The 18399-nt window shown below is 72.0% G+C and carries 15 protein-coding genes; 9 read left to right on the forward strand and 6 right to left on the reverse strand.

From position 1 onward, the window contains the following. Nucleotides 1-5: 5 nt before the first annotated feature. The gene (locus tag ACWD0F_RS04810) at nucleotides 6-1493 is read right to left on the reverse strand and encodes a long-chain-fatty-acid--CoA ligase (RefSeq protein ID WP_449872563.1); all 1488 of its coding nucleotides are present in this window, start codon (nucleotides 1491-1493) and stop codon (nucleotides 6-8) included. Beyond that, the gene (locus ACWD0F_RS04815) at nucleotides 1480-2859 is read right to left on the reverse strand and encodes a PucR family transcriptional regulator (protein WP_449872564.1); all 1380 of its coding nucleotides are present in this window, start codon (nucleotides 2857-2859) and stop codon (nucleotides 1480-1482) included. The genes ACWD0F_RS04810 and ACWD0F_RS04815 overlap by 14 nt, the downstream gene beginning before the upstream one ends. Nucleotides 2860-3037: 178 nt before the next feature. Here ACWD0F_RS04815 and ACWD0F_RS04820 point away from each other — a divergent pair, with 178 nt between their 5' ends. The 5 genes from ACWD0F_RS04820 to ACWD0F_RS04840 are packed head-to-tail and all read left to right on the forward strand — an operon-like array spanning nucleotide 3038 to nucleotide 7695. Next, on the forward strand, nucleotides 3038-3796 hold the full coding sequence (locus ACWD0F_RS04820) for an ABC transporter ATP-binding protein (protein WP_449872565.1): 759 nt from the start codon (nucleotides 3038-3040) through the stop codon (nucleotides 3794-3796). Next, the gene (locus ACWD0F_RS04825; RefSeq protein WP_449872566.1) at nucleotides 3793-4509 is read left to right on the forward strand and encodes an ABC transporter ATP-binding protein; all 717 of its coding nucleotides are present in this window, start codon (nucleotides 3793-3795) and stop codon (nucleotides 4507-4509) included. Before ACWD0F_RS04820 ends, ACWD0F_RS04825 begins: the two co-directional genes overlap by 4 nt. 3 nt (nucleotides 4510-4512) lie before the next feature. Further along, on the forward strand, nucleotides 4513-5394 hold the full coding sequence (locus ACWD0F_RS04830) for a branched-chain amino acid ABC transporter permease (RefSeq protein WP_449872567.1): 882 nt from the start codon (nucleotides 4513-4515) through the stop codon (nucleotides 5392-5394). After that, nucleotides 5391-6422, forward strand: a complete 1032-nt coding sequence (locus tag ACWD0F_RS04835; protein WP_449872568.1) for a branched-chain amino acid ABC transporter permease — start codon at nucleotides 5391-5393, stop codon at nucleotides 6420-6422. Before ACWD0F_RS04830 ends, ACWD0F_RS04835 begins: the two co-directional genes overlap by 4 nt. A 4-nt stretch (nucleotides 6423-6426) precedes the next feature. Continuing rightward, nucleotides 6427-7695, forward strand: a complete 1269-nt coding sequence (locus ACWD0F_RS04840; RefSeq protein WP_449872569.1) for an ABC transporter substrate-binding protein — start codon at nucleotides 6427-6429, stop codon at nucleotides 7693-7695. A 6-nt stretch (nucleotides 7696-7701) separates the two neighbouring features. Here the strand turns inward: ACWD0F_RS04840 and ACWD0F_RS04845 are convergent, their stop codons facing one another. After that, a complete protein-coding gene (locus ACWD0F_RS04845; RefSeq protein ID WP_449872570.1) occupies nucleotides 7702-8664 on the reverse strand; it encodes an NAD-dependent epimerase/dehydratase family protein in 963 nt (320 codons plus the stop codon). A gap of 78 nt (nucleotides 8665-8742) precedes the next feature. On the opposite strand from ACWD0F_RS04845, the gene ACWD0F_RS04850 reads away from it, so the two are divergent. Continuing rightward, nucleotides 8743-9666 (forward strand): AEC family transporter, encoded by a 924-nt coding sequence (locus ACWD0F_RS04850; protein ID WP_449872571.1) that lies wholly within the window; start codon nucleotides 8743-8745, stop codon nucleotides 9664-9666. 47 nt (nucleotides 9667-9713) lie between these two features. Here ACWD0F_RS04850 and ACWD0F_RS04855 read toward each other — a convergent pair whose 3' ends face one another. Continuing rightward, nucleotides 9714-11228 (reverse strand): FAD-dependent monooxygenase, encoded by a 1515-nt coding sequence (locus ACWD0F_RS04855; protein ID WP_449872572.1) that lies wholly within the window; start codon nucleotides 11226-11228, stop codon nucleotides 9714-9716. A 154-nt stretch (nucleotides 11229-11382) separates the two neighbouring features. Between ACWD0F_RS04855 and ACWD0F_RS04860 the strand changes: the two genes are divergently transcribed. Beyond that, a complete protein-coding gene (locus ACWD0F_RS04860; protein WP_449872573.1) occupies nucleotides 11383-12576 on the forward strand; it encodes a cytochrome P450 in 1194 nt (397 codons plus the stop codon). A gap of 49 nt (nucleotides 12577-12625) precedes the next feature. Beyond that, the gene (locus ACWD0F_RS04865) at nucleotides 12626-16018 is read left to right on the forward strand and encodes an ATP-binding protein (RefSeq protein ID WP_449872574.1); all 3393 of its coding nucleotides are present in this window, start codon (nucleotides 12626-12628) and stop codon (nucleotides 16016-16018) included. 52 nt (nucleotides 16019-16070) lie between these two features. Here the strand turns inward: ACWD0F_RS04865 and ACWD0F_RS04870 are convergent, their stop codons facing one another. Both ACWD0F_RS04870 and ACWD0F_RS04875 read right to left on the reverse strand, forming a co-directional pair. Beyond that, on the reverse strand, nucleotides 16071-16646 hold the full coding sequence (locus ACWD0F_RS04870) for a hypothetical protein (protein WP_449872575.1): 576 nt from the start codon (nucleotides 16644-16646) through the stop codon (nucleotides 16071-16073). Nucleotides 16647-16745: 99 nt separating this feature from the next. Further along, a complete protein-coding gene (locus ACWD0F_RS04875; RefSeq protein ID WP_449872576.1) occupies nucleotides 16746-17405 on the reverse strand; it encodes a dihydrofolate reductase family protein in 660 nt (219 codons plus the stop codon). Between the two features lie 117 nt (nucleotides 17406-17522). Here ACWD0F_RS04875 and ACWD0F_RS04880 point away from each other — a divergent pair, with 117 nt between their 5' ends. Beyond that, complete coding sequence (locus tag ACWD0F_RS04880) at nucleotides 17523-18386, forward strand: LysR family transcriptional regulator (protein ID WP_449872577.1); 864 nt, start codon at nucleotides 17523-17525, stop codon at nucleotides 18384-18386. Nucleotides 18387-18399: the final 13 nt, after the last annotated feature.

The following is an 18399-nucleotide window of genomic DNA, read 5'->3' on the forward strand; positions in this document are numbered from 1 at the left end:
CGGACTCAGGTCCCGAGCAGCCGGGAGGGCGCCGGGCGGGGGAGCGCGCGCTTGAGAATCTTGCCCGTGGGGCTCATCGGCAGCTCGTCCACGAACGACAGGTGCCGGGGATACTTGTAGGCGGCCATCCGCTCGCGGGCGAACTCCCTGAGCTCCTCGCCGGTCACGGGCGCGCGCAGGGCCACCACGGCCTCGATCTCCTCGCCGAGCTCCGGATGCGGCACCCCGAAGACGGCCGCCTGCCGCACGGCCGGGTGCTCGTACAGGACCTCCTCGACCTCGCGCGGGTAGACCGTGTAGCCGCCGCGGATGATCACATCGCGGCGGCGGTCGACCAGGAAGAAGAAGCCCTCCTCGTTGACCCGGCCGAGGTCGCCGGTGTGGAACCAGCCGTCGCGGATGACCTCGGCCGTGGCCTCGGGGTCGTTCCAGTAGCCCTTCATGACGTTGGGTCCGCGCACGACGATCTCGCCGATCTGGCCGAGCGGCGTCTCGCCGCCGTCCTCGTCCACGACCCGCATCTCCACGCCCCTGATCGGCCAGCCGATCGAGCCCGCCCGGCGGTGGGGGCCGCCCCGGTTGGCGGCGATCACCGGGGAGGTCTCGCTGAGGCCGTAGCCTTCGACGATCTCGCAGCCGAAGCGGGTCTCGTACGCGCGCAGCACGTCCAGCGGCAGCGCCGCGCCGCCGGAGGCGCAGACCCGCAACATGGACAGGTCGGAGGCCCCCGGATGGTCGAGCAGCGCGATGAACATCGTCGGCACGCCCTGGAACACCGTGACCCCGTCGCGCCTGATGACCTCCAGCGCCCGCCCGGCCTCGAACCGCCGCAGCAGCGTCAGCCGCGCGCCCGCCTGCACGGTCGCGTTGAGCGAGCAGGTCTGGCCGAAGGTGTGATAGAGCGGCAGCGCGCCCAGCACCACGTCGTCCACGCCGAGCGCGTGCATGCGGGCCACCGTGTCGGCGTTGCCGCCCAGGTTCGCGTGGGTCAGCTCGATGCCCTTGGGGCGGCCGGTCGTCCCCGAGGTGTAGTGGATGACCGCGGTGTCGCCGGCGGCCATGGAGGCGATCTCGGGGTCGGCCGGCACGGCCCGCAGCAGCCGCCGGAACTCCCCCGGCACCACGAAGAAGCAGTCGGTCCCGGCCGAGCCGGCCTCGGCCGTCTCCGCGAACGCGTGCCAGGCGATCAGCAGCCGCGCGCCGCAGTCCCCGAGGTAGGCGGTGATCTCCCGCTTCTTCAGCAGCGGATCCAGCGGTACGAGCACGGCTCCGGACCGCAACACCCCGTAGTAGACGACGCCGAACTCGGGCACGTTCGGCAACATGATCGCGACCCGGTCGCCGGCGCCGATCCCGCGGGCCCGCAGCAGGCCCGCCAGCCGGGCGCTCAGCTCGTCGAGCGCGCCGTAGGTGAGCACCGCGTCGTCCAGCGTGAGCACCGCTCTGCCACCGAGCCGCTGGGCGGCGGTCGCGAGCCGGTCAGCCAGGTTCATGGAAAGACCGTACGTCCGCTCTCCCACGCCCCTCATTGGTCGCGGTGGCCAGTCTTTCCCGCCCGGCTTTGGTCGGCCCGCCAAGAGTCGGCTGGGCGTCTTGGAGTGCGATCGCCACCAGTAGCTCGACGAGGTCGTTGATCGAGCGCAGGCTCCGCCCGGTGCGCTCCTGGATGCGCCGCAACCGGTATTGGGCGGTGTTGGGGTGGATCTGCAACTTCTCGGCCGCCGCCCGCAGGTTCAGGTCGGCGGCGGCGAACGCCCTGATCGTGGCGGTGAGCACGCCGCCGCGCTCGCGGTCCTCGCCGAGCAGCGCGGTGATGCGCGGATCCACCAGGTGGCGGGCGGTGTCGTCGGCCTTCAGCGCCAGATACTGGAACGGCGTGATCCGGGGCAGCGCCGCGACCCCGCCCTCCTCGGGCACGAAGTCCAGCACGGCCCTGGCCTCCTGGTAGGCCTGCGGAAGCTGGGCGGCGCCGGCGGCGACCGTGCTGACGCCCATGGCCAGCCGGATGCCCTCGGTGGCCAGGCTCTCCAGCACGGCCTGCAGCCGGTCGCACAACTCCTCGGGGCCGGAGCCCAGGCCGAGCACGGGGATGGCCACGATCTCCGACTGGCGCACGACCGACAACGTGCGGACGCCGTTGCCGCCGGTCCTGGCGATGGCGGCGCAGGCGGCGTGGCGGGCGTCGGCGCCCTGGTCGGGCCCGGTCGCCACGGCGGCCGGCGATCGGACGAGCACCGCGATCACGACGAGCAGCGGCAGGCGGGCCTCGGGGGCGAGCCCGTGCGCCTGCGCGGCGGCCAGCTCCCTGCCCCGCGTCGGCACGCCGCCGGCCAGCAGCGTCTCCAGCAGGTCCCGGCTCTCGCGGACCGCCTCGGCGGCGGCGTACTGCTGGAACTCCATGTACGCGTTCGCCGCGTGCGTGCTGGCGAAGTCGCAATAACGCATCAGCGGGGCCGCCAGCGCCAGCGCCGCCTCGCGCCCCGCGAAGGTGTGCCCCGCCCGTTCGACCACCGACTCCCAGAAGACCTGCTGCCCGACCCTGAACGCGTTGATGTAGTCGGCCAGCGCGATCCCGGCCCTGGCCCGGCGCATGGCGGCCTGCCGGGTGAAGGAGGAGATGTCCTCGAAGGCGACCGTGCGCTCCTCCAGCAGCACGGCCAGCTTGGCGCGGTAGTGCTTGACGACCTGGTCGCGCACGTCGGCCTGGAACTCGGGCCCCTGCGCGGCGTAGGCGGGGATCTCCTCGCGCATGGTCACGACCGCCGCGTCGGCCAGCCCGCGCAGGTCGCCTAGCAGCTCGGAAAGGATGCGGGCGCGCTGGGCGCGGACGGCTTCCACGGTGCTCGAACCAGTGGACATGCCGGGATGATCCATGGCAATGGCCGGGCGGTCAACGGATCGTAACCGGTCCGAGACCCAGGCTGTGCTCAGCGGACAACTTGCCTGAAACATCTTGGGTGACCGTGCCCAATGCGGCCGTTGACGAGCGGCTCCTACGCTGAGGCCAGTTTCAGAACATTGTTCTCCAGGAGGCCCGATGCTGGAGGTACACGATCTGACCGTTCGCTTCGGTGGCATCACGGCGCTGGACGGCGTCGGCTTCGAGGTGGCGCGCGGCGAGATGGTGGGGCTCATCGGGCCGAACGGCGCCGGCAAGACCACCCTGTTCAACTGCCTGACCAGGAGCTACGACGCCGGCTCGGGAACGATCGTCTACGAGGGCGCGGACCTGACCTCGGTGGCCCCGCACGCCATCGCCCGGCTCGGCATCGCGCGTACCTTCCAGAACCTGGGCCTGTTCCCGCGCCTGTCCGTCCGTGACAACGTGCTGGTGGGCGCGCATCCCCGGGGCCGCGCCGGTTTCGTCACGGCGGCGCTGCGGCTGCCGGGCGTCCGGCGTGAGGAGCGCGCCCTGCGCGCCGACGCCGACGGCGTCCTCGCCCGCCTCGGCCTGAGCGAGGTCGCCGGCCACCCGGCCGCCGGGCTGCCCTTCGGCACGCTCAAACGGGTCGAGCTGGCCCGCGCGCTCGTCGGCCGCCCCCGGCTGCTGCTGCTGGACGAGCCGGTGAACGGGCTGAACGCGGCCGAGGTGGCGGAGTTCGCGGGCACGCTGGGCGCGATCCGCGACGAGTACGACCTGACCGTGATCGTCGTCGAGCACCACATGGGCTTCGTCATGGGGATCTGCGAGCGGATCGTCTGCCTGGACTTCGGCCGCAAGATCGCCGAAGGGCCGCCGGCGGCGGTGCAGCGCGATCCCGGCGTCATCGAGGCCTACCTGGGGACGGCGGTATGACCGAGCTGGTGGTCGAAGACCTGGTGGCCGGATACGGCGCCGCCCGCGTCCTGCACGGCGTGAGCCTCACCGTCCGCGAGGGCGAGGTCTGCGCGATCCTCGGCCCCAACGGCGCGGGCAAGACGACGTTGTTGCGGGCCCTGTCCGGCATGGTCAAGGCGCGCGGCCGGATCGTACTCGGCGGCACCGGCCTGGCGGGCCGCTCGCCCGACGCGGTCGCCCGGCAGGGCGTGGCGCACGTGCCCGAGGGCCGTGGCACGTTCATGTCGCTCACCGTCGAGGAGAACCTGCGGCTCGGCGCGTTCGTGCGGCGCGGCAAGGACGGCGTGGCGGCCGACCTCGATCGGATCCACGGCTACTTCCCGGTGCTGAAGACGCGGCTCAAGCAGACCGCGGGCAGCCTCAGCGGCGGCGAGCAGCAGATGCTCGCCATCGGCCGGGCCCTCATGTTGCGGCCCCGGCTGCTCCTGCTGGACGAGCCGTCGCTCGGCCTGGCCCCGCTGGTCACCCGGGAGTTGTTCCGCATCGTCCAGGCCATCAACGCAGAGGAGCGCACCACCGTGGTCGTCGTCGAGCAGAACGCCCACCTCGCTCTGGGCATCGCCCAGCAGGCGCACGTCCTGGAGACCGGGCGGATCGTCCTGTCGGGCACGGCCGAGCAGATCAGGGCGGACGAGCAGGTCGCGCAGTCCTATCTCGGATACCGGGTGTAGGCCATGGCCGGATTCCTGCAGCAGGTCGTCGTGGGGCTCGGCGCGGGCGCCATCTACGCCAGCCTGGCCCTGGCCCTGGTGCTGATCTACCGGTTCACCGGGATCGTCAACTTCGCGCAGGGCGAGCTGGCCATGTTCTCCACGTACGTGGCCTGGCAGTGCGTGGCCGCCGGGCTGCCGTTCTGGGCGGCGCTGGCGCTGACGCTGGTGGTGTCGTTCGCCGGCGGGATGCTCATCGAACGGGTGATCATCCGGCCGGTCGAGGGCGCGCCGGAGCTGACGCTGGTGATCGTCACCGTGGGCCTGTTCATCTTCGTCAACGCCGCCGCCGGCTGGATCTGGACGTTCCTCATCAAGGACTTCCCGAACCCGTTCCCCGGCGGCGGGCTGGAGCTGGGCGGGGTCACGCTCAGCTTCTCCACGCTGGGCGTGCTGGGCGTGGTGGCGCTGGTCATGGGGCTGCTCTACCTGCTCTTCCAGCACACCAAGATCGGGCTGGGGATGCGCGCGGTGGCGACGAACCCCGACTCGGCGCGGCTGGTCGGCATCCGGGTGGGCTGGACGCTGGCGCTCGGCTGGGGCCTGGCGGCCACCGTCGGCGCGGTGTCGGGGGTGCTGGTCGCGCCGCTGTTGTTCCTGGAGCCCAACATGATGGGCGGCGTCCTCATCTACGCCTTCGCGGCGGCCACGCTCGGCGGGTTCGACAGCCCGGTCGGGGCGGTCGTGGGCGGCGTGATCGTCGGGGTCGCGGAGACGCTCGCGGGCGCCTACGCCGGGTTCGTCGGGTCCGATCTGAAGATCGGGGTGCCGCTGGTGATCATCCTGGGCGTGCTGCTCCTGCGGCCTCAGGGCCTGTTCGGGCGAGCGGTGGTGGAGCGGGCATGAGCGGTCCGGCGGAGACGAACTCGGCGCCGGTCAGGCAGGCGCCCCCCGCGCCCGTCCCCGTGGCCGCGCCGGCCGCGTGGTGGACGGCGCGCCGCCGGTGGGGCGCGGCGGCGCTGCTCGTCGCGGCGGCCTGCTACGCGCCCTTCCAGCTCGTCCCGTTCCACGTCTTCCAGCTCACGATGGTGCTGGTCTACGCGGTGGCGCTGCTCGGGCTGAACCTGCTCGTCGGGCACGCGGGCCAGATCTCCCTCGGTCACGGCGCCTTCTTCGCCGTCGGCGCGTACGCGACGGCCATCCTCCTCGACCGGTGGGCGTTGCCGTACCCGCTGACCCTGCCGATCGCGGCGGCCGTCGCCTTCCTGGTGGGCCTGGCGCTCGGCGTGCCCGCCATGCGCCTGCGCGGCCTGTACCTGGCGCTGGTCACCCTCTCCATCGCGATCTTCCTGGTGCCGCTGCTCAAGCGGTTCGAGACGGTGACCGGCGGCTCGATGGGCCTGACGCTGGCCAAGCCGCAGGCGCCCGCCTGGACGGGGCTGGCCGAGGACCAGTGGCTGTACTTCCTCGTCCTGGCCGTCGCCGTCACCGCGTTCCTGCTGGCCGGCAGCCTGCTGCGGTCGCGCGTGGGCCGCGCGCTGCACGCCGTCAGGGACAACGAGGGCGCGGCCGAGGTCATGGGCGTGCGCCTGTCGTTCTACAAGACGCTGGCGTTCGCGTGGAGCGCCATGTTCGCCGGCGTGGCCGGCTGCGTCTACACGTGGGTGATCGGCTTCGTCTCCCCGGACTCCTTCACCGTCAACCTGTCGATCACCCTGCTGGCCGGCCTGGTCGTCGGCGGGCTCGGCTCGCTCTTCGGGCCCGTCCTGGGCGCGCTGTTCGTGATGTTCGTCCCCACCATCTCGCAGAACGTCAACGACGCCGCCCCAGGCGTCATCTTCGGCCTGCTGATCATCGCGGTGATGTACGTGGCCCCCACCGGGCTCGCCGGGCTGGCCGCTCGCTTGATCAGGAAAATTCCCCGGAAGGAGTAAAGGGATGCGTGTATCCGCGATCGGCGCTGCGGCGCTGCTCCTGCTCGCCGTCACCGCCTGCGGGGGGCGGGACGACGCAGGCGGCACCGGCACGGCCGCGTCGGGCCAGTGCCAGGGTCAGCAGACCACCGGCATCACCGACAAGAGCATCAAACTGGGGGGCATCTACCCGCTCTCGGGGCCCGCCTCCGCCTACGGTGCCATCCCCAAGGGCATCAAGGCGTACTTCGACTACGTCAACGCCGAGAAGAACGGCATCGGCGGGCGCAAGGTCGAGTTCGTCGTGCGTGACGACGGCTACTCGCCGCCCAAGGCCGTGGAGGAGGCCCGCAGGCTGGTCGAGCAGGAGCAGGTGTTCGCGCTGTTCCAGACGCTGGGCACCCCCTCGACGACGGCCACCTGGGACTACACGAACCAGCGCAAGGTGCCGCAGATCTTCGTCGCCACCGGCGCCTCCAAGTGGGGCACCGACACCGCCCACCCGTGGACGATCGGCTGGCAGCCCAACTACGTCTCCGAGGCCCGCGTCTACGCGGCCTACCTCAAGAAGGAGAAGCCCGAGGCCAAGGTCGCCGTGCTCTACCAGAACGACGACTTCGGCAAGGACCTGCTGGGCGGGTTCAAGCGGGCCCTGGAGGGCGGCAAGATCCAGGTCGTGGCCGAGCAGAGCTACGAGGTCTCCGACCCGAGCGTCGAGCCGCAGATGGGCACCCTGGCGGAGTCGAAGGCCGACGTGCTGCTCAACATCACCACGCCGAAGTTCGGCTCGCAGGCGCTGGCCGCCGACGCCAAGAACACGAAGTGGAACCCGCTGCACATCGTCAACAACGTGGCCGCCTCGATCACCGTGCTCAAGCCCGTCGGCTTCGAGAACGTCCAGGGCGTCGTGTCCGCGACCTACTACAAGGACCCCAACGACCCCATGTGGCAGAGCGACCCGGAGATGACGCTCTACCGCCAGAAGATGCAGCAGTACGCGCCGGGCGCCGACCCGAACGTCCCCTACCACACCTTCGGCTGGGCGGTGGCGAGCAGCTTCCACAAGGCCATGGAGGCGGCCGCGTGCCCGACCCGCGAGGGGCTGCGCGACTCCATGCGCAACCTCAAGGGCGTGCAGGTCGACATGTTGCTGCCCGGGGTGAAGATGGACACCGCGCAGGGAGACGGCTTCCCGATCGAGTCGATGCAGCTCATGACCTTCAAGGGCACCCGGTGGGAGCTGTTCGGGCAGGTCATCGACACGCGTAAGGAGTTCGGGCCGCTGACCGGCTGATCCGCGCTAGGCGGAGTGGCGGGCGAGGGCACCCGTCTCGGTCAGCCGGACGACCGCCTCGGCGATCGCCTCCAGCGAGGTGTACCGGGGCCGGTGCCCGAGCAGCCGCTCCGCCTTCTCCATGCTGCAGTGCGGGCTGTGCGCGATGTGGTCGTAGGTGATCAGGGCGTCCTCCTCGGAGACCGTGTCCCGCCACTGCTCCCAGGGCAGGTACGCCAGCCGCGCGTCCCGCCCGAACCAGCCCGCCACCGCCTCGGCGTAGCCGCGCAGCGTCAGGGCGGTGGTGGCCACGGAGTGGAAGCTCTCCCCGATGGCCGCCGACGGGCTCGCCAGCGCGTCCATGAACAGCTTGGCCACGTCGTCGGCGTGCACGTGCTGGACGGTCTCCATGCCCAGGTTGGGCAGCGTCAGCTCGTCGCCGTCGGCCAGCGCCTGGAACACGGCGGGATTGACGTTGCCGGCCGGGTTGACCGGCACCCAGCCGGGGCCGGTGATGTGGCCGGGGTGGATGATCGTGACGGGGAAGCCGGCCCGCTGGGCGCGCTCCAGCAGGTAGGTCTCGATGGCGGCCTTCTGGCGGCCGTACTCGCCGATCGGCCGCTTCGGCCGGTCCTCGGTCGTCGGCACCTGGGCGCTCGGGCCGTGCGTCCAGATCGTCCCGCAGTGCAGGAAGTGCCGGACCTGACCGGTCAGCGCCTCGGTGAGCGCGCGGGCGCTGGACTCCGTGAAGCAGATCAGGTCGATGACGACGTCGGCTTCCAGCTCCGCGATCCGCCGCCCGAACGTGCCGTCGGCGTCCTCCGCGTCCCGGTCGGCGGTGACCTGGGCGACGCGCTGCCAGGCGCCGTGCGGGCTGTAGGGCCCGCGCTTGCCCCGGCTCACCGCGATCACGTCGTGACCCGCGTCCACCAGCCGGGGGATGAGATACGTGCCGATATGACCGCTCGCGCCAATCACCGCTACTCGCATGCGCTCAGCGTAGACCCGGGGTCCCCCGCCGACGGAGACCCGATACCCTGCTAAACGTCCGATTTCGGAGGGTTTGGGTTGTCAGGGGTCGTCGCGGCGTTCGCCGCACTGGTGTCCATCGCCCTGCTCGGCTACCTCATCGGCCTGGGGGGCCTGCTGCGCGCCGCCGACGAGCTGGTGTTGTCGCGGCTGGCGTTCTACGTGGCGACGCCCGCGCTGATGTTCCTCACCGTGTCGCGGGCCGACCTCGGCACGCTGTTCTCGCCGGTGCTGCTGACCGAGGTGGTCGCGGTGCTGTTCGTCCAGGTCGTCTACGTCCTGGTGGCCGTGCTGGTCTGGCGGCGGGACCGCAGGCAGGCCACGATGGGCGCGCTGGCCAGCTCCTACGTCAACGCGGGCAACCTCGGCGTGCCCATCTCGATCTACGTGCTCGGCGACGGCGCCCTGGTCGCGCCCATCCTGCTCTTCCAGCTCATCGTGCTCACACCGGTCTCCTTCCTGATCCTCGCCAAGGGGGCCAGGTCGGTGCGGACGGCGCTGCTCGTCCCGGTGAAGAACCCGCTCACGGTCGCCTCGCTGCTCGGGCTCGCGTTCGCGGTGAGCGGGATCTCCCTGCCGGACACGGTCCTGCGCCCGGTCGAGCTGCTCGGGGGCGCGGCCGTGCCCGTCGCGCTGCTCGCCTACGGCCTCAGCCTGTACGGCTCCCAGCACGCCCCCAAGGAGCCCGTCGGCAACGACGCCCGCTGGGACGTCACGCTCGTGGTCGTGCTCAAGGCGCTGGTCCAGCCGGCCATCGCCTACCTGGTGGCCCGCTTCGCCATCGGCCTCGACGGCAGCGCGCTGCTGGCCGCCACGCTGCTCGCCGCGCTGCCGACGGCGCAGAACATCTACGTGTACGCGGTGAACTACGACACCGGCCGGAAGCTGGCCCGCAGCGCCGTGCTGCTGACCACGATGGCGTCCATTCCGATCATGACGGCGATCGGCGCGTTCCTGGGCTGACCCGGCCCTTCGCCGGGGTTGTCAGGTCCGGCCCTTAGCGGGGCTGGTCAGGAGGGCATCCCCAGTGCGCGGCGCAGGGCGCCCGCCGGGTGCTCGCCGCGCCAGGCGACGTGCTGGTCGGGCCGGACCAGCGTCAGGGGCTCGTCCGGCAGATCGACGACGCGCAGGGGCAGGCCCAGGTCGCGCGCCTGCTCGATCAGCACGGCGGCGTCCAGCGTGCTCTGGTCCCCGACCAGGCTGAACACCGGCCCCAGCCGGTCATAGAGCGAGTCGCCAGGCGCCAGCCACCGGTGCGGCAGCCGCCCGCCCCCGCCCTCCGAGACGATCGGCGAGCCCGCGTAGCTGTAGCCGAGCACCAGGTCCAGGCTGTGGAACTCGCTGTCCTTGGTCCTCAGCACGGCCTCCGCCACGGCGGGCCGCACCTTCTCGAACTCGGTCGCGTCGCCCATGAGCGCCGGGTCGGCCAGTTCGGGGGCGAGGGTGGCCATGTTCGCGGCGGCGGCCGCGATGGTGTCGGCGGCGATCGGGCGGCGCTCGGCCTCGTAGCTGGCCAGCAGGGTCGCGGGCGCCCAGCCGTGCAGGACGGCGGCCAGCTTCCAGCCGATGTTGACCGCGTCGCCGATGCCGGTGTTGAACCCGTGCCCGCCGTAGGGCGGGTTCTGGTGGGCCGCGTCGCCGGCCAGGAACACCCGGTCGCTCGCATACCGGTCGGCCAGCAACATCCGCGCGGTCCACGGGTCGGTGGCCAGCACCTCCACGTCGATCTCGGCGCCCGCCAGGTTGTGGACCAGGCGCACCGGGTCCGCGTCCGGACCGACGCCCTGGGCGATGCACCACCAGGTGTCCTTCAGGTCGAGGCGGCCGACGAGTCCCGGCTGGGCGGGGTTCAGCACCCAGTAGTGCACGGCCGGGCCGTGCGGGACGAGGTCGGCCAGGCCGGGGGCGCGGAAGACGACGTTGAAGTTGGGCCGGCCGTCCTGGCGGCCCTCGTACCGGGCGCCGATGGCCGCCCTGGTCACGCTGCGCGGGCCGTCGCAGCCGACCACGTACTGGGCGCGTACCTCGCGCTCGTCGCCGTCGGCGGACGTGATCCGCACGGTCACGCCGCCCGCGTCCTCACGCAGTCCGGCCACCTGCCAGCCGGTGAGCAGCGCGTCACCGGCCGCCTCGCGCAGGACCTCCTCGATCAGCGGTTGCGGCACCTGCTGCCCCGGCTCGGCCGCCAGGTCGGAGCCCACCAGGTCGAGGCCGAAGCAGCCGCCGATCCTGGCGATCTCCCTGCCGAGCAGGCTGGTGACGAACACCGCCTCGTCCGACCAGGAGACCGCCAGGGGCGCGCGGGCGCGTACCGTCTCGGCCAGCCCCCACCTGCGCAGCAACTCCATCGACCGCGCCGACGTCGTCTTGGCTCTGGGCCGCAACCACGACACCGTCTCGCGCGGCTCGACCACCAAACTCTGAATCCCGTGATGGGCCAGCTCCACAGCGGTGGCGAGCCCCACGGGCCCGCCCCCTGCGATCAGCACCGGCACGGAGTCGGGAATGTGCGCCACCAAATCCATCGAAACCGTCCTATTTCCTGATAACGATCAGGGGAATGGTCCTGGTGTCGCGTCACCCGCGTCAAGCGAACCGGGATTTAGTTGAAGATCACACTAGAGCAGGGCGTGTTGCGTTGTTACCGTTTACGCCAACGACGATCATCTAGGGGTTCCCATGACCGAGTCCTCGCCGATGCCGCTGCACATGCGACGGGTGGAGTTCGACCCGACTCCGGAGCTGGCGGTGGCGCGCGAGGAGGGACTCAAGCGCATCCCGACCGTGTTCGGAACGGACGCCTGGCTCGCGACCCGCTACGCGGACGTGCGCGAGGTGCTGGGGGACGCCGAGCGCTTCAGGATCGCCCGCCAGACCATCGCGCGGCTGCCCGGCGCGCCGCCCCTGACCGACGAGCAGCTCGCCAAGATGAACGCGGGCAACCTGCTCGGCCAGGACCCGCCGGAGCACACCCGGCTGCGCCGCCTGCTCACCCCCGAGTTCACCATCCGGCGGATGCGCCGCCTGGAGCCGCGCATCAGAGCCATCGTGGACGAGCACCTGGACGCCATGGAGGCCGCCGGCTCGCCGGGCGACCTGGTGACGTCGTTCGGGCTGCCGATCCCGTCGCTGGTGATCTGCGAGCTGCTCGGCGTTCCGTACGAGGACCGCGACGGCTTCCAGAAGCGGACCAGCCGCATGCTCGACCTGACGGCGCCGCCGGAGCAGCGGGTGGCGCTGCAGTTCGAGGCGCGGGCGTACATGGACGACCTGGTCACGCGGATCCAGGCGGACCCGGGCGAGGACCTGCTCGGCATGCTCGTGCGCGAGCACGGCGACGAGCTGACCAAGGACGAGCTGGTCGGGATCGGCAGCCTGCTGCTGTTCGCCGGCCACGAGACCACCTCGAACATGCTCACCCTGGGCACGTACGCGCTGCTCCGCCATCCCGGCCAGCTCGACCTCCTGCGCAAGGAGCCGGAGCGGATCGACGGCGCGGTGGAGGAGCTGCTGCGCTGGCTCAGCATCGTCGCCGGCGGCACCACCAAGGCCGCCACGAAGGACACCGAGATCGGCGGCCATCCCGTCGCGGCCGGGGATCTGGTGATCTGCGCCCTGCCCGCCGCGAACCGGGACCCGGAGCTGATGTCCGACGCCGACACCTTCGACCTCAGCCGGGAGGCGGCCGGCCACATCGCCTTCGGCCACGGCATCCACCACTGCCTGGGCGCTCCGCTCGCCCGCATGGAGTTGCGGATCGCCTTCCCCGCGCTGCTCCAGCGCTTCCCCGAGCTGCGCCTGACCGACCACGAGCCGCAGTTCCGCCCCTACAGCATCGTGCACGGCCTGACCACCATGGAGGTGGCCTGGTAACGCGGCGCGGATGGGAAATGTCGGTCCTGGCGGATAGCGTGCGAACGTCATGCCTATCGACGTCGCGGCGCGTGAGCTCATCGGCAGGGAGCACCCGGCCGCGCTGCTGCGTGCCGAGATCGCGCGGGTGATCGGCAGCCACGGCGGGCTGGTGCTGGTCACCGGCGAGGCGGGCATCGGCAAGACCACGCTCGTCACCAGCGCGGCCGGTGCGGCCCGGCGGCAGGGCGCGATGGTGGTCGGCGGGGCGTGCTGGGATTCCGGCAGCGCCCCCGGCTACTGGCCGTGGGTGCAGGTCATCCGGGCGCTGCGCCGGGCCGCCGGGCCGGCGGAGTGGGCCACGGCCGAGGAGACGGCGGGCGGCGACCTGTCCGCCCTGCTCGGCGAGGCTTCGGGCGCGGGTTCGGGTGCGGGTTCGGGTGCGGGTGCGGGTTCGGGTGCGGGTGCGGCGTCGGGTGTTTCGCGGGCGGCCGGGGAGGGGGGCGGCGAGGTCCCCGACGCGTTCCGGATCTACGACGCCGTCACCTCCGCGCTGGTCTCGCTGTCCCAGCGGCGGCCGGTCGTGATCGTCATCGACGACCTGCACGCCGCCGACCCCGCCTCCTTGCGGCTGCTGGAGTTCGCGGCGCGGCAGACGTGGTTCGAGCGGCTGCTGCTGATCGGCACCTACCGCGACACCGAGGTCGAGCCGGTCGACCATCCGCTGCGTGACCTGCTGTCCCCGCTCGTCGCGAAGGCCACCACCATCACGCTCAGCGGCCTCGACGAGGCGGGCGTGGGCGCGCTCATGGCCCGCACGACCGGGCACGATCCGCCGCCCGGCCTGGTCGCGGAGGTTCACCTGCGCACGGGCGGCAATCCGTTCTTCGTCGAGCAGACCGCCAGGCTCTGGCGCAGCGGCGGCTCGGCCAGCGCCGTCGCGCCCGGCGTGCGCGACGCGCTGCTGCGCCGCCTGTCCCTGCTGCCGCAGCCGGTGGCCGAGGTGCTGCCGGCGGCGGCGGTGCTCGGGCGCGAGTTCCACCGGCGCCTGCTCGCCGCCGTCGTCGCCGCCCCCGTCGCGCACGTCGACCGGCTGCTGGAGCTGGCCGTGGTCGCCAAGCTCGTGGTGACCAGGGGCGGCGGTGTGTTCGCCTTCGCGCACGACCTGGTGCGCGAGACCCTCTACGACGCGCTGGACGACCCGCGCGACCTGCACGCCGCGGTCGTCACCGCGGTGGACCGCTCGCCCGACCTCGCCGCCAAGGTGCTGCCGAGCGACCTGGCCAGGCACGCCTACCTCGCGGGCGACCGCCTGGCCCCGGATCGCCTGATCGACCTGCTGCTCGCCGCGGCCCGTCACGCGCGGAGCCGGCTGGCCAACGAGGAGCACTTCGGCCACCTGCGCAGGGCCCACGAGGTCAGCGCGGCCCGGCCGCGCCGGCGCGCCATGATCGCGCTCGACCTGGGCCGCGACCTGCTGCGCCACAACGGCGATCCCGACGAGGCGCGCCGCTACTTCGACGAGGCCGCCGCCATCGCCCGCGAGCTCGACGACCCCGAGCTGCCCGCCCGCGTCGCGCTGACCTTCCACTCCCACTACGGCTTCGGCCAGGCGCTCGACCGGCTCAAGGAGGCGCACGGCAGGCTGGTGGGCAGCGCGGTGCCCGACGAGCGGCTGGCGCTCGACCTGGTCCTCCACCTCGCCAGGCTGGCCAGGCAGGGCGGCGACGACGACGCGCTGGCGTTCAGCCTCTGGGCGCACCACGACATCATCTGGGGGCCTGGCACGGCGGAGGAGCGGGTGGCGCTGACCGGCGAGCTGATGGCCGTGGCCCGGCGCACCGCCGACTCGGAGCTGGCCCACTTCGCGGGCGCGCTGCGCTGGGTCGCCATGATCGAGCAGGGCGATCCGCGTTACCTCGACGCGTTCGACGACTACGCAGCCCGGGGCCGGCGCAGCGACCAGCCGCAGCTCACCATGTCCACGTCCATCGACGCGAGCATCCTGGCCACACTCGCCGGACGCTTCGCCGAGGCCGAGTCGCTGATGGCGGAGCTCCACCTGGACGCGGGACACCCGGAATACGCGTTCATGATGGAGCACCACCGGTGGGCGCTCCGGTCGCTCCAGGGCAGGACCGCCGAGCAGCAGGAGTCGCTGCGCGAGCTGAGGTCCACCGCCCATCCGTGCGCCGAGCTGCTGGCGGCCCTGACGGCTCTGCAGGCCGGCGACCTCGACACCGTGCTGCGCCACCTCGGCGACGTCGAGCCGCGCGAGCGCATGGTCAAGCCGTTGTGGTTGCGGTTCCAGGCGGAGCTGGCCGCGTTCACCCAGGACCCGGAGCTCTGCGCCAAGGCCAGGGCCGCGCTGACGCCGCATCGGGGGCGGTGGGCGGTGTCGTTGTACGGCTGGGACGTCAGCGGGCCCTACGACCTCTGGCTCGCCATGGTCGACGCGGCTGAGGAGCGCTGGGCGGAGGCCGTGGCGGGCTTCACGGCCGCCTACCGCTCGGCCGACCTGATGCGGGCGCGGCCGTGGTCGGTCATGGCGCGGGCCCACCTGGCCGAGACCTTGCTCGCCCGAGCCGGGCCCGGGGACGCGAAGACGGCTGCGGAGCTGCTCGACGGGGTGCGCCGGGAGGCGGCCGAGCTGGGCATGCGCCACATCCTGGCATCCGTGGCAAGCAGCGCTTCACAGATGGCTGGGGGAGCGACGAGCGGGGGCGTGACGGCCGATGGCGCGACGCTTGGTGACGCGACGGGCGGCGGCCCGGTGGTTGGCGGCCCGGTGGTTGGCAGCCCGGTGGGCGGCGGACCAGTGGCCGGCAGGCCGGCCGTCGGCAGTCCGGCCACCAGCAGCGGGGCCGCCGACAGGCCGACCGGCGGTGATCCCGGCACCGTTGCCGGTGGTCCGGGCGGGGGAGTGTTCAGGAGAGACGGTGCGGTGTGGATGCTCGCGTTCGCGGAGCGGGTCGCCCACCTGCCGGACGCCAAGGGTCTGCGCGACCTGCACACCCTGCTGAGCCGCCCGGGCGACGACCTGCCGGCCGTTCTGCTGCTCGATCCCGAAGGCGGCGAGGTGGTGGTCGCGGCCCGCAGGATGGGCGGGGACGACGTGCTCGACGAGGAGGCCAAGAGCCGTTTCCGCCACCGCCTGGCCCTGCTCGACGAGGAGATCGACCGGGCCGCCGAGCTGGGCGACGATCTGCGGGCGGCCGAGTTCGACCGGGAGCGGGCGGCGTTGCTGGAGGAGTTGCGGGCGGCGGCCGGGCTCGGCGGGCGTACGCGCCGCCTGGGCGACGAGGCGGAGCGGGCCCGCAAGACCGTCACCGCCCGGATCCGCGACGTGCTCCGCAAGCTCGACCGCGCCCACCCCGAGCTGGCCGCCCACCTACGCGCCACGATCTCCACCGGCGCCACGTGCCGCTACCAGCCGACGGACCAGACCACCTGGCGCCTCTGACGACACCCGGGCGGTCGACCGGCGCCGCGCGGCATCCGAGCCGGTCGCGAAATCACCTTGGCACGTCCTCAGGGCGGTCCCAGCCGGAGACGAACCAGCGGGCCTCGCCGGTGGCGAGGTCGTACGACCGCCGTCTCATCGTGCCGATGTTGCCGCCGTAGACGTGGATGCCGATGGTGGGTTCGCTGCCGACGGCCGCGACGGCATGGACATCGTCGTCGGTGGTGCAGCAGACGGTCACCTGCCCCGGCACCCACCGCGTTTCGCCGGCCGGTGTCAGTGGCGCGTTCGCGGTGGACGTCGCCGGCTTGAGGTAGCGGCTCTCGTGTTCGGCTCCCGCGTAGACGGCGGCGACGCCCCACGTCTCGTGCGAATGCACGCCGGTCCGCTGACCCACGTCCCAGACCACGGACGCCATCGACCAGCTGCCGTCGGGAGCGATGTGGAGCGGATACGTCACGTGCCGTCCGGACGATGGCCGGGTGACCTCCGGGGGAAGCCGGTAACCGCCGGCCAGGAGAGCGGACAGCCGATCGGCCACCCGTGCCGTGATCTCGTGCTCGTCGTCGGTTTCGCGCACCACGAGTCCCACGTCGTCGATGAAGGTCCGCAGGCGATCAGGCTCCATGGTGCTCTCCTCCGCGCAGTGCCGTCAGCGCGGCGCCCCAGGCGATGACCTGGCCCAGCAGGTGTCCTCGTGGCGTCCGGCCGGGTGGAAGTCCGCGGCTCATGAGGGAGCACCCGGCAGGATCCGGTACTTGAGGTGGGTGACGCCGGGCGCCTCGACGGCCCGGATCTGCTCAAGCCGCACATCCGCGTCCCCGAGGTCGTCGAGAAGGCGGGAACCGCCACCGAGCAGCACCGGAACGACGTGCAGTTCGAGCTCGTCCAGCAGTCCCGCCGCCAGGTACTGCCGGGCGACGTGGCCGCCGCCCCACAACATGACGTCCTTGCCGCCGGCGGCCTTCTTGGCCTGCTCCAGCGCGGACTCGATGCCGTCGGTGACGAAGTGGTAGGTGGTTCCTCCCTCCATCTTCACCGGCTCACGCGCGTGATGGGTGAGGATGAACACGGGGTAGTGGTAGGGCGGGTTGTCACCCCACCAGCCCGTCCATTGCCCGTCGCCCCAGGCGCCACCGCCGATGGGGCCGAACATGTTCCTGCCCATCATCCCGGCGCCGATGTTGCCGATCGACTCCTCGAACACCGGTGTGCTCGCGTTCACCTCGCCACCCGGCTCGCCGTGGGCTCGGCGGAAGGCGGCCAGCGGAACCACCCAGTCGTGGAGCTGATCGCCACCCTCGCCGAGCGGGTTCTCCTCGCTCTGGTCGGGGCCGGCGACGAAACCGTCCAGCGAGATCGAGATATGACACCTGAGCTTGCTCATCGTGCTCCCTCAGCCGGCTCGGCGCCGTTGTCCGGCGCCCTCACCCGAGAGCATGGCCGCATGAATAAATGACGTCTAATGCCAATCCTTCGACATTTACATCGATATCTTCTATCTATGCTGAACCTGATCCATCTGAAGGTTCTGGCCGCGGTGGCGCGACACGGGTCCGTGACCGAGGCAGCCAGGGAGCTGCACTACACGCAGCCGTCGGTGAGTCATCACCTGTCTCGCTTGGAAGCGGCCACCGGGGTCAAGCTCGTCCAGCGGGTGGGTCGCGGGATCCGGCTGACCCCGGAAGGGCGACTGCTGGCCGGCCGGGCCACCGAGATCGTGGGACGGGTCGACGCGGCGACCAACGAGCTGGCCGCGCAGGTCGGTCTGCGGACGGGGCGGGTTCGCCTGGCCGCCAACGCGTCGCCGCTGAGCACGATCGTGCCGAAAGCGGCCATCGCCCTGGACCTGGCGCACCCGGGACTTGAGCTGATCCTGATCGAGCGGCACCCGGTCGAAGCGCTCCAGATGTTGCGACAGGGCGAGATCGACGTCGCACTCATCTTCCGGTACGCCGACGCCCCGGTCGAGGAGGAGGGATTTCGCCTGGTCCACATCGGCTACGACCCGATCTACCTGGTGAGCCGGCAACCCGGCGACACCATCGCGAACCATCGCCACTCCGCCTGGATCGGCGGTTGCGAACGGTGCCAGAACGAGCTGGTCACGCTGTGCCGGCAAGAAGGCTTCACGCCACGCATCGCATCACTCAGCGACGACATGGTCGTCGTGCAGGCCCTCGTCGCCGCCGGCAAAGGCGTCACCACCCTGCCCGGACTCGCGCTGCAGGCCCACCGCCGGCCCGACATCCACACCACCGAACTCACCAGCTTCACCCGCCGGCTCTACGCCGTCACCTACGGCGATCCCCCCGACCCGCCCGCCACTCTCGCGCTGATCCAAGCCATCCAGGACGCAGCCCGCTAAGGAAGTCGGTCCG

Source organism: Nonomuraea sp. NPDC002799, from assembly GCF_053592075.1.

Coding starts and splice junctions, on each gene's coding strand:
- ACWD0F_RS04845 (WP_449872570.1), bottom strand. CDS start 8,664: ATGCGAGTAGCGGTGATTGGCGCGAGCGGTCATATCGGCACGTATCTC.
- ACWD0F_RS04875 (WP_449872576.1), bottom strand. CDS start 17,405: ATGAGCAAGCTCAGGTGTCATATCTCGATCTCGCTGGACGGTTTCGTC.
- ACWD0F_RS04855 (WP_449872572.1), bottom strand. CDS start 11,228: ATGGATTTGGTGGCGCACATTCCCGACTCCGTGCCGGTGCTGATCGCA.
- ACWD0F_RS04865 (WP_449872574.1), top strand. CDS start 12,626: ATGCCTATCGACGTCGCGGCGCGTGAGCTCATCGGCAGGGAGCACCCG.
- ACWD0F_RS04870 (WP_449872575.1), bottom strand. CDS start 16,646: ATGGAGCCTGATCGCCTGCGGACCTTCATCGACGACGTGGGACTCGTG.
- ACWD0F_RS04820 (WP_449872565.1), top strand. CDS start 3,038: ATGCTGGAGGTACACGATCTGACCGTTCGCTTCGGTGGCATCACGGCG.
- ACWD0F_RS04815 (WP_449872564.1), bottom strand. CDS start 2,859: ATGTCCACTGGTTCGAGCACCGTGGAAGCCGTCCGCGCCCAGCGCGCC.
- ACWD0F_RS04810 (WP_449872563.1), bottom strand. CDS start 1,493: ATGAACCTGGCTGACCGGCTCGCGACCGCCGCCCAGCGGCTCGGTGGC.
- ACWD0F_RS04835 (WP_449872568.1), top strand. CDS start 5,391: ATGAGCGGTCCGGCGGAGACGAACTCGGCGCCGGTCAGGCAGGCGCCC.
- ACWD0F_RS04860 (WP_449872573.1), top strand. CDS start 11,383: ATGACCGAGTCCTCGCCGATGCCGCTGCACATGCGACGGGTGGAGTTC.
- ACWD0F_RS04830 (WP_449872567.1), top strand. CDS start 4,513: ATGGCCGGATTCCTGCAGCAGGTCGTCGTGGGGCTCGGCGCGGGCGCC.
- ACWD0F_RS04840 (WP_449872569.1), top strand. CDS start 6,427: ATGCGTGTATCCGCGATCGGCGCTGCGGCGCTGCTCCTGCTCGCCGTC.
- ACWD0F_RS04880 (WP_449872577.1), top strand. CDS start 17,523: ATGCTGAACCTGATCCATCTGAAGGTTCTGGCCGCGGTGGCGCGACAC.
- ACWD0F_RS04825 (WP_449872566.1), top strand. CDS start 3,793: ATGACCGAGCTGGTGGTCGAAGACCTGGTGGCCGGATACGGCGCCGCC.